The organism is Daejeonella rubra, assembly GCF_900103545.1.
GTDB lineage: Bacteria > Bacteroidota > Bacteroidia > Sphingobacteriales > Sphingobacteriaceae > Daejeonella > Daejeonella rubra.
In genome coordinates, this window is record NZ_FNHH01000027.1 from 1 (window position 1) to 15,442 (window position 15,442).

Annotated in this window: 15 protein-coding genes; all 15 read left to right on the forward strand. The window is 35.0% G+C overall.

The annotated features are described in order from the left end of the window. The first annotated feature begins 287 nt into the window (after window positions 1–287). The 15 genes from BLR27_RS14945 to BLR27_RS15015 all read left to right on the forward strand — a co-directional run bounded on the left by BLR27_RS14945 (window position 288) and on the right by BLR27_RS15015 (window position 15,411). Complete coding sequence (locus BLR27_RS14945) at window positions 288–2,720, forward strand: SLBB domain-containing protein (protein ID WP_090706220.1); 2,433 nt, start codon at window positions 288–290, stop codon at window positions 2,718–2,720. A 2-nt stretch (window positions 2,721–2,722) separates the two neighbouring features. Further along, the gene (locus BLR27_RS14950; RefSeq protein WP_245704533.1) at window positions 2,723–3,841 is read left to right on the forward strand and encodes a lipopolysaccharide biosynthesis protein; all 1,119 of its coding nucleotides are present in this window, start codon (window positions 2,723–2,725) and stop codon (window positions 3,839–3,841) included. A gap of 147 nt (window positions 3,842–3,988) precedes the next feature. Beyond that, window positions 3,989–4,987 carry an NAD-dependent 4,6-dehydratase LegB gene (locus tag BLR27_RS14955; RefSeq protein WP_090706221.1) on the forward strand — a complete coding sequence of 333 codons (999 nt, stop codon included), beginning with the start codon at window positions 3,989–3,991 and terminating at the stop codon, window positions 4,985–4,987. 2 nt (window positions 4,988–4,989) lie between these two features. Beyond that, window positions 4,990–6,144, forward strand: a complete 1,155-nt coding sequence (locus tag BLR27_RS14960; protein WP_090706223.1) for a LegC family aminotransferase — start codon at window positions 4,990–4,992, stop codon at window positions 6,142–6,144. Then, window positions 6,141–6,764: an acetyltransferase gene (locus BLR27_RS14965; protein WP_090706225.1), complete on the forward strand. Its 624-nt coding sequence runs from the start codon at window positions 6,141–6,143 to the stop codon at window positions 6,762–6,764. The genes BLR27_RS14960 and BLR27_RS14965 overlap by 4 nt, the downstream gene beginning before the upstream one ends. Then, complete coding sequence (gene neuB / locus BLR27_RS14970) at window positions 6,764–7,786, forward strand: N-acetylneuraminate synthase (protein WP_090706228.1); 1,023 nt, start codon at window positions 6,764–6,766, stop codon at window positions 7,784–7,786. Before BLR27_RS14965 ends, neuB begins: the two co-directional genes overlap by 1 nt. Continuing rightward, the gene (neuC, locus tag BLR27_RS14975) at window positions 7,786–8,892 is read left to right on the forward strand and encodes a UDP-N-acetylglucosamine 2-epimerase (RefSeq protein ID WP_221406355.1); all 1,107 of its coding nucleotides are present in this window, start codon (window positions 7,786–7,788) and stop codon (window positions 8,890–8,892) included. Before neuB ends, neuC begins: the two co-directional genes overlap by 1 nt. Next, on the forward strand, window positions 8,885–9,931 hold the full coding sequence (locus tag BLR27_RS14980; protein WP_090706232.1) for a nucleotidyltransferase family protein: 1,047 nt from the start codon (window positions 8,885–8,887) through the stop codon (window positions 9,929–9,931). The genes neuC and BLR27_RS14980 overlap by 8 nt, the downstream gene beginning before the upstream one ends. Further along, on the forward strand, window positions 9,931–10,647 hold the full coding sequence (locus BLR27_RS14985; RefSeq protein WP_090706233.1) for an acylneuraminate cytidylyltransferase family protein: 717 nt from the start codon (window positions 9,931–9,933) through the stop codon (window positions 10,645–10,647). Before BLR27_RS14980 ends, BLR27_RS14985 begins: the two co-directional genes overlap by 1 nt. Window positions 10,648–10,649: 2 nt before the next feature. Further along, a complete protein-coding gene (locus tag BLR27_RS14990; RefSeq protein ID WP_090706235.1) occupies window positions 10,650–11,579 on the forward strand; it encodes a Gfo/Idh/MocA family protein in 930 nt (309 codons plus the stop codon). Beyond that, on the forward strand, window positions 11,572–12,315 hold the full coding sequence (locus BLR27_RS14995) for an oxidoreductase (RefSeq protein WP_090706236.1): 744 nt from the start codon (window positions 11,572–11,574) through the stop codon (window positions 12,313–12,315). Before BLR27_RS14990 ends, BLR27_RS14995 begins: the two co-directional genes overlap by 8 nt. A 27-nt stretch (window positions 12,316–12,342) precedes the next feature. Next, entirely contained in the window at window positions 12,343–13,488 is a 1,146-nt protein-coding gene (locus tag BLR27_RS15000; protein WP_090706238.1) for an N-acetyl sugar amidotransferase, read from the forward strand. Further along, complete coding sequence (gene hisH / locus BLR27_RS15005) at window positions 13,485–14,096, forward strand: imidazole glycerol phosphate synthase subunit HisH (protein ID WP_090706239.1); 612 nt, start codon at window positions 13,485–13,487, stop codon at window positions 14,094–14,096. The genes BLR27_RS15000 and hisH overlap by 4 nt, the downstream gene beginning before the upstream one ends. Further along, window positions 14,096–14,869 (forward strand): HisA/HisF-related TIM barrel protein, encoded by a 774-nt coding sequence (locus tag BLR27_RS15010; RefSeq protein WP_090706241.1) that lies wholly within the window; start codon window positions 14,096–14,098, stop codon window positions 14,867–14,869. The genes hisH and BLR27_RS15010 overlap by 1 nt, the downstream gene beginning before the upstream one ends. Next, a complete protein-coding gene (locus BLR27_RS15015; protein ID WP_090706243.1) occupies window positions 14,863–15,411 on the forward strand; it encodes an acyltransferase in 549 nt (182 codons plus the stop codon). The genes BLR27_RS15010 and BLR27_RS15015 overlap by 7 nt, the downstream gene beginning before the upstream one ends. Window positions 15,412–15,442 lie beyond the last annotated feature (31 nt).

Sequence of the window (15,442 nt, forward strand, 5' to 3'; positions counted from 1 at the left end):
AAGATTATGTATAAATTATACTAACACTAAAAAGCTAAATCGTAAAACCTAAAACTTTTTAGTAGAATAATCTTAATAGTTGTGCAACAGCCACTCAAGACAAAAGACTCTAGGCCCCCGCGGCTATGAGCGGCTAAAAGCCCAGTTTAACCGCATTTATGCGATTTTTAAAGTAGCTAAACCTGTCTTGAAATCAGTGTGACAACTAAAACATGCAATATTCCACCAACAAACTAGTGTAATATTAAAAAACACATAAATTAATTAGCTTTGCACAAATTTTAAATATGAAAATCAATAAAATATTTAGCCTTTGGGTATTACTATTTGTCATTGGGTTAAACTCACCTGTTTTTTCACAGGTAAATCCACAGAATTTAAGTAATGTCAAAGTAGATGAATTGAGTGATGATCAGATTCGGGCATTTATAACTCAGGCAGAATCAACAGGAATGGGTGATGCACAATTAGAGCAAATTGCACAAGCCCGCGGAATGCATCCGGAGGAAATACAAAAACTTCGACTGCGGGTTAATAAGCTAAAAACCCAGGCCAAAACCCAGACTGCTGGTGCTGCCCCTGAAAAAAGCAGTAACAACGAAAGGCAGTTGAATTATGAGCCTGAAAATTTGAATAAGGAAGTTGGGTCTGTACAGCGTTCAAAAATATTTGGTGCTGAACTGTTCAAAAACTCAAACCTGACCTTTGAGCCAAACCTAAACATGGCCACACCTCAGAATTATGTTATCGGAACAAATGATGAGATCTTAATAACAATATTTGGAAATTCTGAAGCTAATTATAATCTAAAAGTCAATCCTGAAGGTAATATTAATATAGAATATGTAGGAGTGATCCAGGTTGCCGGATTAACTGTTGAAGCTGCAACTTCGAGGATCAGATCCAGAATGAGTAAAGTTTACCCCGGATTGGCCGCTGGTAATACCAAATTAAACATTGCCATTGGAAATATCCGTAGTATTAAGGTAATACTTACAGGAGAGGTTCAAAAACCGGGCAGTTATACCCTACCATCATTGGCTACAGTTTTTAATGCTTTATACTCTTCCGGTGGTCCGACTGAAAACGGTTCATTCAGGGCTGTCGAATTAATTCGTGGAGGAAAGATTATTGCAACCCTCGACATTTATGATTTCCTGCTTAAGGGTGAAATAAGTACAAATGTACGTTTGCAGGATCAGGATATTATCCGGATACCGGTGTATAAGTCACGAATTGAAATTTCTGGTGAAGTTAAGCGGCCTGGTATCTTTGAATTATTGAAAGGAGAATCATTTAATGACCTTTTGAATTTTTCAGGTGATTTTACTGAGTCTGCATTTAAAGCCCGCGTTAAGGTTTTAAAGAACACAGAAACAGAACGTAAAATTACGGATATAAGTTCATCTCAGTTTTCAAATTATGAACCAGCAAGTGGCGATAAGTATTTTGTTGACAAGGTTTTGGATCGCTTTTTAAACCGGGTAACTATACAAGGTGCGGTTTTTCGTCCCGGAGAATATGAGCTTGAACGCGGACTTAGTCTTACTCAATTACTAACAAAAGCTGAAGGATTAAAAGAAGACGCTTTTATGCAGCGCGGATACATCACCCGCTTACTTCCGGATAATCAAACTCAGTTAATATCATTCGATCTGGCTGCAATAGTAAGTGGAAAAATTCCAGACATTCAACTTTTTAGAGAAGATATCATCAATATATCTTCCCTCTTCGATCTGAAAGAAGAGTTTAGTATTTCTATTGAAGGAGGTGTAAGAATGCCTGGCACTTTTCCTTTTTTGGAGAACGTAACTTTAGAGGAACTTGTTATGAAGGCAGGGGGGTTTTCTGAAGGTGCAAATAGTAAACGTATAGAAATTTCTCGGAGAGTGAGGAGTAGTGATGTTTTATCAGCCTCCGCCTCTATTGCAGAAGTTTTTCAGTTAAGTGTAGACAAGGATCTTAAATTTACTGGAGAACCATTTTTATTGCAGCCATTTGATTTAGTTTTTGTTCGTAATAACGCTGGTTACGAAGTTCAAAAACAAGTAAAAATTCAAGGAGAAGTAGTATATCCCGGGACATATACAATATTGAGAAAGGATGAAAGAATTTCAGATTTGGTAAAAAGAGCAGGTGGTTTAACAGCTTTAGCCTTTGCACCTGCCGCCTCGTTGAAGCGACCAAAAAATTCTGATTCAGACAATGTAAAAAAAGAGTCTTTAAGAAGACTTCAGTCTTCAATTGCTGATTCTCTTGATATTGATAACCAGATAGAAAGTGCTTTAAACAATGAAACAGTTGGAATTAGACTCGCTAAAATATTAGAATCACCTGGCTCGACTATTGACTTGGTTTTGAAAGAAGGAGATGTTGTAAATATTCCTACTCAGCTTCAAACTGTGGGTGTTATCGGTGAAGTGCTTTCTCCTGTTACAATAGTATATGAAAAAGGCAGGAACTTTAAAAACTATATTTCTCAATCTGGAGGATTTTCAGATAAATCATTGAAGCGTAAATCTTATATTATCTATGCTAATGGTTCTGTAAAAAGTACACGAAAAATCATATTTTTTAATAATTACCCTCGTGTTGAGCCGGGTTCAGAAATATTTGTACCTATGAAAGCTGAAAAGCGGCCTATTTCTGCTACGGAAATTGTAGGTATTTCCAGCGGTCTAGCTTCTCTTGCAATTATCATCCTAAATTTGGTGAAGTAGTTATGGCACATATTAATGAAGGTGGTTTTGTTGAAACGACAACTCTCAGCAACAATTTATACTCTGATGATAGTAGTGAAATGTCTTTTAAGGAGATAGTCTTTAAAATGGTTGGCTGGGTAAAATATTTGTGGACTAAATGGCTGATTATACTAATAGTAGGACTAATTGGGGGTGGAATCGGCTTCTATAAGGCTTTTGTTTTTAAACCTGTTTATATTGCTGAATATAGTTTCGTTTTGGAAGACGAAAAATCTGGAGGTTTAGGCGGTGCTTTTGGATTGGCCAGTCAGTTTGGTATTGATATTGGTGGTGGAGGTGGCGGTGCTTTTTCAGGTGATAATTTACTCGAATTGATGAGATCACGATCAATGGTTCAGAAAGCTTTGCTGAAGACAGTTAGCATCAGCGGTAAACAACAAGCTTTGGTTGATTATTACATAGATTATAAAGATTTGCGTGAAGTGTGGAAGGAAAAAGCAGGTTTAAATGAAATGCTCAAATTTCCTTTGAAATCAGACCCAAAGACTTTTACAAGGATTCAGGATAGTCTTTTAATGTCTGTACATAATGATATTGTACAAAATTTTCTTTCAGTAGCCAAGATTGACAGGAAATTGAGTATAATCAAAGTTGAAGTAAAATCCCAAAATGAAAATTTTTCTAAACATTTTGCAGAAGCTTTGGTTGATGAGGTTTCAAGATTTTATATAGAAACAAAAACATTAAAGTCAAGTCGGAATGTACAAATTTTGCAGCATAAAGTTGATTCTGTGCGTCAAAGATTGAATTCTGCAATTAGTGGAGTTGCTTTATCCAATGATATGAATCCTAATGCAAACCCTTCCAGAATGATTCTTAGGGCTCCATCTCAGCAAAAACAAATAGATGTACAGGCTAATACTGCAATACTGACACAATTGGTTACTAATCTTGAAATTTCTAAATTAACTTTGAGTAAAGAAACTCCGCTTATTCAAGTAATTGACCGGCCCACTTTTCCACTGAAAAAGGAACGCATGGGTAAATTGAAATCTTTAATTACAGGGGGAATTTTGGGCGGATTCTTCATTGTAGCATTAATTGTTGGAAGAAAAATTTTGTGGGATTTGTTGAAGTAACTTTTTGATACTTCAATTGTACGTTCTAATACTATCATTTAAATCATTTGTTTTTTTATACTTTACAATTGAACTTTTGTACATCAGTATTGATTGGAGTTTACACCAAAATATTAATAACTAGGAAATTAGCAATTCAAACTTCATATGGATTTAAATAATAAGAAAATCTTAATTACTGGTGCCGATGGTTTTATTGGAAGTCATTTGGTTGAATTATTATTGGAACAGGGAGCCTCTGTAAAAGCATTTGTATACTACAATTCATTTAATAGTTGGGGATGGTTGGACACACTTACCAATGAACAAAAAAGCAAAATAGAAATTTTTAGTGGTGATATCAGAGACCCAAATGGTGTTAGAACAGCAATGAAGGATTGTCAGGTTGTCTTTCATTTAGCAGCCCTAATTGCAATACCGTTTAGTTACCATTCTCCTGATTCCTATATTGATACAAATGTTAAGGGAACTCTTAATATCATACAGGCAGCAAAGGATTTTAATGTTGAGCGTTTAATTGTAACCTCAACTTCAGAAGTTTATGGCACTGCTAGGTATGTTCCAATTGATGAAAACCATCCTAAACAGCCTCAATCTCCCTACTCAGCCTCCAAAATTGGAGCTGATAGTATAGCCGAATCTTTTTATAGGAGTTTTAATCTGCCCTTAACGATAGTTAGGCCGTTTAATACTTATGGTCCAAGACAATCAGCACGTGCTGTAATACCCACTATCATAACACAATTGTTAAATGGAATTCAACAGATTAAATTAGGAGATATTACCCCTACAAGAGATCTATTATATGTCAGAGATACTGCTAACGGCTTTCTTGAGATCGCAAAATCTGATAAGTTAATAGGCCATGAATGTAATATTGCTACTCAAAGTGAGATTTCTGTGGGAGATTTGGCTTTAGAGTTAATTAATCAGATTAACCCAAATGCAAGAATAATTATGGACGAGCAGCGACTTAGACCTGAAAAGTCAGAAGTGTTCAGGTTATTTGGATCTAATTCAAAAATAATGGATTATACAAATTGGAAACAAGAGTTTAGCCTTGCAGATGGGATTGCTCATACAATTAGCTGGTTCAAAAAGCCAGAAAATCTTGTCAAATATAAAGCAGATATATATAACATATAGAGATGTATAAAGCAGATTTTCAGCTTGTTGTTGACTTTGTTAGGTCTTTATATGCATCTGATAATTTTATTCCACTTCATGTTCCTGTGTTCAAAGGAAACGAAAGGAAGTATGTTCTTGACACAATTGATTCAACGTTTGTATCATCTGTTGGAGCTTATGTAAATAAGTTTGAGAATTTGATGTGCGAAATTACAGGTGCTAAATATGCAGTAGCAATTGTCAGTGGAACGAATGCTTTACATTTATCATTGATATTGGCGGGTGTTGAACAGGAGGATGAAGTTATAACCCAAAGCTTGACCTTTATCGCTACCTGTAATGCAATATCATATTTAAAGGCAAGACCTGTTTTTGTGGATATAGACCGGGATACTCTTGGTTTGTCGCCGGATGCTCTTGAACAATTTCTTTCAAGTAGTACTGAGGTTAGAAATGATGGATTCTGTTACAATAAGATTTCAGGAAGAAGAATTAAAGCTTGTGTTCCAATGCACACTTTTGGATTCCCCTGCAGAATTGATAAGATAGTTGAAGTTTGTAAGCGTTATAATATTTTTCTTGTTGAAGACGCTGCTGAATCAATAGGTAGTTATTACAAAGAGAAGCATACCGGAACATATGGCTCAATCGGAGTTTTTAGTTTTAATGGGAATAAGACTGTGACCTGTGGAGGCGGAGGTGCTATTATTACCAATGATAATGAAATAGCTAAAAAAGCAAAACATTTAAGTACCCAAGCAAAAGTTTCGCACAGATGGGATTTCTATCATGATGAGGTTGGGTATAACTACAGAATGCCAAATATAAATGCTGCGCTGGCATGTGCACAATTGGAGCAATTGGATTTATTTATTGAGAGTAAGAGAGATATTGCTTCCTTGTATTCATCGTTCTTTGATCATACTAATATTGAGTATATTAAAGAGCCTGATAATACAAAAGCTAATTATTGGCTAAATGCAATTCTATTAAAGGATAGATTTGAGAGAGATTTATTCCTTGAGTTTACTAACGATCAAGGAGTAATGACCCGGCCATCATGGGAATTAATGCATCATTTACCTATGTATAAAGATTCGCAGCATGGTGACCTTACTGTAAGTGAGTGGATAGCTGAAAGGTTGGTTAATATTCCAAGTAGTGTTAAATTATGATTGGCAATAATGTTATTATTGGCTATTCTGGGCACTCTTACGTGATTCTTGAAATTTTACTGAATAGTGGAGTCATGGTTGATTTTTATTGTGACCGTGTTAAAAAGCAGAATAATCCATACAATCTTAACTTCCTTGGTAATGAAGAGAATTCGGATGTACTCCAGAAAATATTGCATTCAAAAGTATATCTTGGTATTGGTAATAATAACCAAAGAGAGAAAGTTTGTTTGCATCTTTTAAATCATAAGATTTATGTTGCCTCAGCAATTCATAATTCCTCAATTGTTGCATCTACCGTCATAATCAATGAAGGTACAGTTATTATGCCTGGTGCAGTAGTTCAGGCTATGACATTACTTGGTAAAGGTGTAATATGTAATACTGCTGCTGTAATAGAGCACGAATGTAAAATTGGTGATTTTTGTCACATTGCACCGGGAGCAGTTTTGGCAGGAAATGTCAGTTTGGGAGAAAGGGCATTTGTTGGTGCAAATTCAGTAATTAAGGAAGGCGTTAGTGTAGGTAATGATGTAATTATTGGAGCAGGATCGGTCGTGATCAGAGACATTCCAGATAATTCGGTGGTAGCTGGAAATCCATCAAAAAGTATTAGATAATGTCAAAAGTAATCATAATTGCAGAGGCGGGTGTAAATCATAATGGTGATTTTGAATTGGCAAAAGAATTGGTTAAAGCTGCTGCTGCTGCAGGTGCTGATTTTGTAAAATTTCAGACATTTAAGGCGAGTAAACTGGTGACTAAGAGTGCTCAGCAGGCAGATTATCAAAAAAAGAACATTAAAGACTCTGATAATTCTCAGTTTAAGATGCTTAAGAAACTTGAAATGCCTGAATCCTGGCATTACCAACTAAAAGAATACGCGTATGAATTGGGAATAGGTTTTCTTTCAACAGGTTTTGATGAAGAAAGTATCGATTTTCTGGACCAACTTCAAATTTCCTTGTTTAAAATTCCTTCAGGAGAAATTACTAACAAGCCCTATTTGGTTCATATAGCGTCCAAGAAAAAACCCGTCATAATATCTACAGGAATGGCTGATATCACAGATATAAGGGCTGCGATTAATGTTCTTTTAGATGAAGGCGTTTCTTTAAAAAATATAACTGTGCTTCATTGTAATACAGAGTATCCAACGCCAATGGTTGATGTTAATTTGCTTGCAATGAATGCAATTGCGTCAGAATTAGGAGTTGCCATTGGTTATTCTGACCACACTTTAGGTATTGAAGTTCCTATTGCGGCAGTTGCTTTAGGTGCTAAAGTTATTGAAAAGCACTTTACCTTAGACAGAACAATGAATGGTCCTGACCATGTAGCATCACTTGAACCTAAGGAACTTTATGACATGGTGAGGGCTATAAGGAATATTGAGCTGGCTATTCAAGGCTCTGGAATTAAAGAGCCAAGCGAGTCTGAATATAAGAATATTGTAATTGCAAGGAAGAGTATTCATATAAAAGTGCCACTTAAGGCCGGACATACTATAAAATCTGAGGATCTTGAAATGAAAAGACCAGGTGATGGGATCTCTCCAATGAAGATTGACGAAGTTATTGGAAGAAAAGTTCGAATTGATCTTCAGGTTGAACATAAATTAATTCTAACAGATCTTATTTAGTGAAAGTTTCTGTACTTACAAGTTCAAGAGCTGATTACAGTATTTATCTGCCTTTGTTAAAAGCACTTAGAAGAGATCCATACTTTGACCTTAATATTATTGCTTTTGGCACTCATCTCTCGTCAAACTATGGCAAGACAATTGACCAGATAACTAAGGACGGATTTACTGTGAGCAAACAAGTGGAATCAATGCCATCCGGGGATCATTCTGTAGATATTTCAGAAGCAATGGGCAAAACTCTTGTCAATTTTAGCAAAATTTGGGAGAATGATGATTCAGATTTGGTTTTTGCCTTAGGTGATCGTTTCGAGATGTTTGCTGCCTGCGCATCAAGTGTGCCTTTTATGAAGAGAATAGCTCATATTCATGGAGGCGAGATAACACTTGGTGCAATTGATGATACTTTCAGAAATTGCATCAGCCATATGTCTACATTCCATTTTGCAACAACAGATTTTTACCGTGATCGTCTGCGTGCTTTGATGGGTACTGATAGACATATTTATAATGTAGGTGCCCTAAGTATTGATAATTTGAGATCATTGGAATTAATGAGTCTTAGTGCATTTAAGAAAAAATTTAAAATTGATCTTGAAATTCCTTCTGTTTTGATCACGTTTCATCCTGAAACCGTCAACTATGAGATGAATGAGTTTTATATTAAAGAATTAATCCAAGCATTAAATGAGGTAAAGAATTATCAGTTTATCTTTACAATGCCTAACGCTGATACAATGGGTTCCGTAATCAGAATGCATATACATGAATTTTTGAAACAAAATTCTAATGTGATTGCTGTTGAGTCTTTTGGAACAATTGGCTATCTAACCTGTATGAAATATTGTTCATTTATGCTAGGTAATACATCTAGTGGGTTTGTTGAAGCTAGTTATTTCCCTAAATATGTAATTAACTTAGGTAAGAGGCAGGAAGGCAGGATTATTTCAGAGAATATCCAAAACTGTGAAATTAGAAAAGATGATATTCTTCATCATATTCATACATATACTCAGTTTAAAATGCCTTCTGTGATCAGCTTGTATGGTAACGGAGATACAGCAAACAAAATAGTATCAATTATTAAATCTGAAAACATTGAATAATTATAGCGAACATTTGATTTTACTGAATAATACAATTCAATCGGCCTTAATCCAGTTAAATAGTCTTGGAAAAGATGCCATTCTGATGGTAGTTGATGAGGAAAGCAAATTAGTAGGTTCTATTACAGATGGGGATGTTCGAAGAGGGTTAATTAAGGGAATCACTATTGATCAGCAGATAAGTAATATAATACAGCCTCATCCAAGATTTATCAGAAAAGAAGAATATGATATCAGGAAGATTATCGAATTCAGAGATAATAACTACAGAGTTATACCTGTTCTAGATAAAAGTGATAAGGTTATCAGGATCATAAACTTTGGGGAAATGTACTCATATTTACCTTTGGATGCAGTTATAATGGCTGGAGGTTTAGGTAAGCGTTTGCTTCCTTTAACTGCAACAATTCCAAAGCCCTTGTTAAAAGTAGGTGATAAACCTATCATTGATCATAATATCAGTAGGCTAATTATGTTTGGAGTGGATAATGTGTGGATATCAGTCAAATACTTAGGAGAACAAATCTCAGATTATTTTGGGAATGGAGATAAGTGGAAAGTAAAGATTGATTATATCTGGGAAGATCAGCCACTCGGAACTATTGGTGCAGTATCAAAAATAAAAGATTTTAAACATGATTATGTGCTTGTCAGCAATTCAGATTTGTTAACAAATTTGGATTATGAGCAGTTCTTTCTTGATTTTCTGAATCAAGATGCTGATATGTCAGTCCTGACCATTCCATATCATGTTAATGTTCCATATGCCGTCCTTGAAGTCAATAATAAGATAGTTTCAAGCTTTAAGGAAAAGCCTTTGTATACTTATTACTCAAATGGAGGAATTTATTTGATAAAGAGAAGTATTCTAGGACTTATCCCTGAAAACTCACATTTTGACGCAACAGATTTGCTTGAAAAGTTAATAAATGAGGGGTATAAAGTCACTTCATTTCCACTTTCCGGATATTGGCTCGATATTGGAAGTCCAGAAGATTTTTCAAAAGCACAGGTTGATATAAATAATATTAAATTCTAGTGAATATACTAATTACAATTTGCGGCCGCGGTGGATCCAAGGGAATACCTGGTAAAAATGTTAAGCTTATAGGAGGAAAACCTTTGATCACTTATACCATTGATATCGCAAATAAATTTGCCGCAATTCATAAGGCTAAAATTGCCTTATCTACTGATGATGCTCAAATTAAACTGACTGCTGAAAAGTTAGGCCTGTTTACGGAATATACAAGACCGGATATACTGGCAAGTGATGTTGCAGGCAAAATTGACACTATCGCAGATATTCTAAAGTACGAAGAACAATGCAATAGCCTCATTTATGATTTTATCCTGGATTTAGATATTACTTCCCCCATGAGAACTCTATCTAACCTGGAGCAATCCTTTGAAATATTAAGGCAAAATGAACAAGCACAGACTTTATTTTCAGTGAATCCGGCAGCTAGAAATCCATATTTCAATATGGTTGAAGAAGGTTCTAACGGTTTTTATACGCTGGTAAAAAAGGCTGCGAATGGTTCTGTAATGTCAAGACAGGCAGCTCCAAAAGTTTATGAACTAAATGCTTCATTTTATTGGTACAGGCGATCTTTTTTTTACACTGGGGCAAAATCTCCAATAACAGATCGGTCATTGATTTATGAGATGGATCATTTATGTTTCGACCTGGATCATATGAACGATTTTGAATATTTAGAATTTTTATTATTAAATAATAAAGTAGTTCTTTAATAGTGAATATTTTAATTATAGGTTTAGGTTCGATTGCTGGTAAGCATATTCATGTTTTAAAAGAGTTAATTGGCTCCGATCTTAGTTTTTTTGCACTTCGTTCTGATGTTAATCAAACCGAAATGCCTGGCGTGAAGAATATTTATAGTATTGATGAATTAAATGAGAAAATTGATTTTGCTATCATTTCAAATCCAACCTATAGTCATTTCGAAACAATAAATATGATGATTGAGTACTCAATTCCATTATTTATCGAAAAACCTATAGTAAGTAAAATTGAAGATGCTGAAATCTTATTGAAGCCTTTAAACGATAGTAATATTTTTACATATGTCGGATGTAACCTTCGATTTCATCCTTGTATTAAATATTTAAAAAATTACTTGTCATTTGAAAGGGTTAAAACAATAAATGAAGTGAATGTTTATTCTGGATCCTATCTCCCAGATTGGAGACCCGGTAAAGATTACAGAACGATCTATAGTGCAAGCAAAGATCTGGGAGGAGGTGTTCATCTTGACCTTTTCCATGAGTTTGATTATATAGTTTGGCTTCTAGGTCAACCAGATCAGGTCAGATCTACCCGCAAAAGTTGTTCAACTCTTAAAATTGATGCGGTAGATTATGCTAATTATTGCCTCGGATATCCCGGTTTCTCAGTGAGTATTATTTTAAACTACTATAGGAGAAAATCTAAAAGAACAATTGAAATTGTTTTCGAGAACGAAACATGGACAGTTGATCTAATCAACAATACCATTAAAGATGATCAGAATTCAATAATTTTCGAAGCAGAAGATTTTGTCATGATGAATAGCTATTATGATCAGATGAAATATTTCATTGACCATCTTACTAAAAAACAAACACCAATGAATACATTTGCAGAGTCTGCTCAGATACTTAAAATTTGCTTTGATAATGAATAATAGATTAGCCAATAAAGTAATAATAATTACCGGTGGGAGTGGTTTACTTGGCAGTTGTATCATTGAAAGAGCAAAAAAAGAAGGTGCTATCTGCATTAATTTTGATATAAATCAGGAAACCACTGATGATCTTTCAAAAGTTTATTGTGATGTCACTGATCAAGGTTCAGTAGACGCTGCAATTGAATTGGTTTATTATACTTTTGGTCGTATCGATGGACTTGTTAATAATGCCTATCCCAGAACAAAGGATTGGGGCGTGCATTTCAGAGATATCAAATTTGATTCCTGGGAAAAGAATGTCAGTTGGCAGCTGAACAGCTATTTTTATATGTCACAGAAGGCGATTTCAAAAATGGAAATCAATGGATACGGGTCTATTGTTAACATTGCATCAATTTATGGGTTAGTTGGTCCTGATTTTAGTGTTTACGATAATACAAATATGACCATGCCAGCCGCCTACTCTGCTATTAAAGGTGGATTAATTAATTTGACTCGATATTTGGCGTCCTATTTTGGTCCCCAGCAAATACGAGTGAATGCAGTATCTCCTGGTGGTATTTTTGATCAACAAGTTGATTCTTTTGTGCAACAATATTCTAATAAAGTGCCACTTAGAAGAATGGGTACTCCTGAAGATATATCCCCCTCTGTTACATTTTTGCTTTCAGAGGATTCAAAATATATAACAGGGCAAAATATAGTTGTTGATGGGGGTTGGACAAGTATTTAGAATTTTTACAAAAACATATTGTTTAAAATGGATAACAAGAAAATATTTTGGTGCCAAAATTGTTTGAATATGTCAACAAGGCCAAGAATCAGCTTCGATGAGAGAGGCTGGTGTAATGCCTGTCAGTGGATGGAAGAAAAAAAAGTCCTGAATTGGGATCCAAGGCAAAAGGAACTTGAAGAGTTATTGCAAAAAAATAAATCTAAAACAGGAAATTTTGATTGTATTGTTCCTGTGAGTGGAGGAAAGGATGGCTCCTATGTAGCTTATATGCTAAAACATAAATATGGAATGACTCCACTTGCAGTAACTGTTCGTCCTGCCTTGTCCTTAGAGATAGGAGATAAGAATTTGCATCAGTTTGTTCATTCAGGATATGATCATATTCATCTAACTCCAAATATGAAAGTGATGGACAGATTAAACAAATATGGTTTCATTGAAAAGGGTTTTCCATATTATGGCTGGCTGATAGCAATCATGACCGCAGTAATCAAGACTGCAGAAAACTTCAAAATCCCATTGCTGTTTTACGGAGAGGACGGAGAGATCGAATATGGTGGATCAACAGAAAGTAAGAACAAACCTTTATATGATATAAATTATATGAAGAGAGTATACCTGGAAGGTGGGCATGAAAAAGTATTTGACAGAATAAAGCAGGATGATGATATAAGTGATGCAGATCTTTCATTTTTTAAATTCCCGACAGAAGCAGAAATCTTTGAAGGTGGACTTTCATTTACTCACTGGTCTTATTTTGAACCTTGGGATTCTTATAGGAATTACATCATTGCTAAAGAGCATTGCGGTTTGACTGAAAAGGAAGAAGGAAATTTAGATACATTTACTAATTTCTCACAAAATGATCAGGCGTTGTATGCATTGCATGCTTATATGATGTATTTAAAGTTCGGATTTGGTAGAGCAACTCAGGATGCAGGAATTGAGATTAGAAGAGGTTCAATGACCAGAGATCAGGCTCTTAACCTGGTTAAAATGTACGATAACTCCTACCCTCTTGATCTGATCGATACTTACCTTGAATATTATCAAATGACAAAGGAAGAGTTTGATTCAGTTTTGGATAAATATGCCAATAAGGACCTTTTTGAAAAAGTTGAGGGCATATGGCAACCTAAATTTACTCCTGGAGTGGATTTCAATATATGAAGATAGTCATAGTAGATTATGGTATGGGTAATATCAAATCTATAACCAGTACTTTGCTGTTTATAGGTGTGGATGAAGTTGTATTATCATCAGACTATGAGAAACTTAGAAGTGCAGATAAACTAATATTGCCAGGTGTCGGCTCATTTGGAAAAGCAATGGCGCAGATCAAGAGCAAACAATTAGATGTCTATTTAAAGGATCTTGTTGTTGAGAATAAAAAGCCATTACTAGGAATTTGTCTGGGAATGCAGCTGTTGGGGATGTCAAGTACTGAAGATGGCGAAAATCAAGGTCTTGGTTTTATTAATGGAAGTGTTATCAAATTTGATAATTCAAACTTAAAGGTCCCTCACGTTGGCTTTAATCAATTAAAAGTTAACAGGGAGGGTAAATTGTATGATGGCTTGGCTGACGATCCTGATTTTTATTTTACGCACAGTTACAAAATGATTAGTTCCGCTTCTATTAAACAGAGTATGTGTGATTATGGCGGTGAATTTATTTCTGGATTTGAGGTTGGAAATATTGCTGGTGTTCAATTCCATCCAGAACTTAGTCAGAACAATGGAATCAAGTTATTTAAAAATTTTATCACAAATTATTAATGTTAAGAAAGCGGATAATTTTTACGCTTATATATAGTCAAGGCTTTTTCAATCAAAGCCGTAATTTTCGTTTACAGAAAGTTGGAAAGTTAAATTGGCTTGAGAAAAATTATAAGTTTCAAAAAATAGCATTTTCCTTAGATGAACTTATTGTGTTAAATGCATCGAAGGGAGAAAAGAACCTAGAGGAATTTGCATCTGAGATTAGCAAATTAGTCAATGATGTATTTATACCTATTGCAGCTGGAGGTGGAATCAGAACACTTCAAGATGCAGAGTTATTGTTCAAAAGTGGAGCAGATAAAATCGTACTTAACAGTGCACTTAAAAATGATCCTGATTTAATCCAAGAACTTGTTAAGAAGTATGGGGCACAAAGTGTCGTTGCTTCAATCGATTATAAAAATAATAATGGCATTAATGAAGTGTATATCAATGATGGTAACCTTAAAATCGATGAAACCCTTAATGAATATATCGCTTATGTAGAATCATTAGATATAGGGGAGATTTATCTGAATTCTATTGATCAGGATGGTACAGGTTTCGGGTATGATTTTGAAACTATAAAATCTGTTGGCAACAATATTCATGTTCCCCTAATTATTGCTGGTGGGGCTGGAAATGAGAGTCACCTTTTAGAAGGTTTAAAGTTAAAAGGAGTAAGTGCCGTAGCTACTGCAAATCTGTTTAATTTCGTTGGTGATGGACTATTAATTGCCAGAAGGAAAATTATATCTTCAAAAGAAAATGTAGCTAACTGGGAATGTTAATAACTGAAATAATAAATAAGGTCAGATACTCGAAAATAGCTGATCGCATTGGGCCTGACATGCCTTTTTCTCACTGGAGACTGTATTTTCGTTCAAGTATGCTTAATCTTTGCAGAAAAAAATTTCTTCGCTTTGCTGAAGGTGCAGAATTTAGGCCGGGAGCCTATGCTGTCGGTTGTTCAAGAATTGAGTTAGGTAAGAGAGTAATTATCAGACCTGGAACTATGTTGTTCGGGGAGTCAGAAGCCTTATTTAGATCCATTATAATTGAAGATGATGTGATGCTGGGATGTGGTGTTCATGTGTATATTAATAATCACAAATTTGACGATAAAAATATTTCAATTATTGATCAGGGTTATTATCCAGACGAGCCGGTTTGGTTAAAAGAGGGATGCTGGATTGGTGCAAATTCAATTCTTCTGCCCGGCGTTACGATTGGTAAGAACTCAGTAATTGGTGCAGGATCTATTGTAACTAAATCTATTCCTGACGGAGTAATTGCTGTTGGGTCACCTGCACGTGTAATTAGAAATATCTGAGAGTCGAGTTGTTGAAAAAACCATGCTTCAC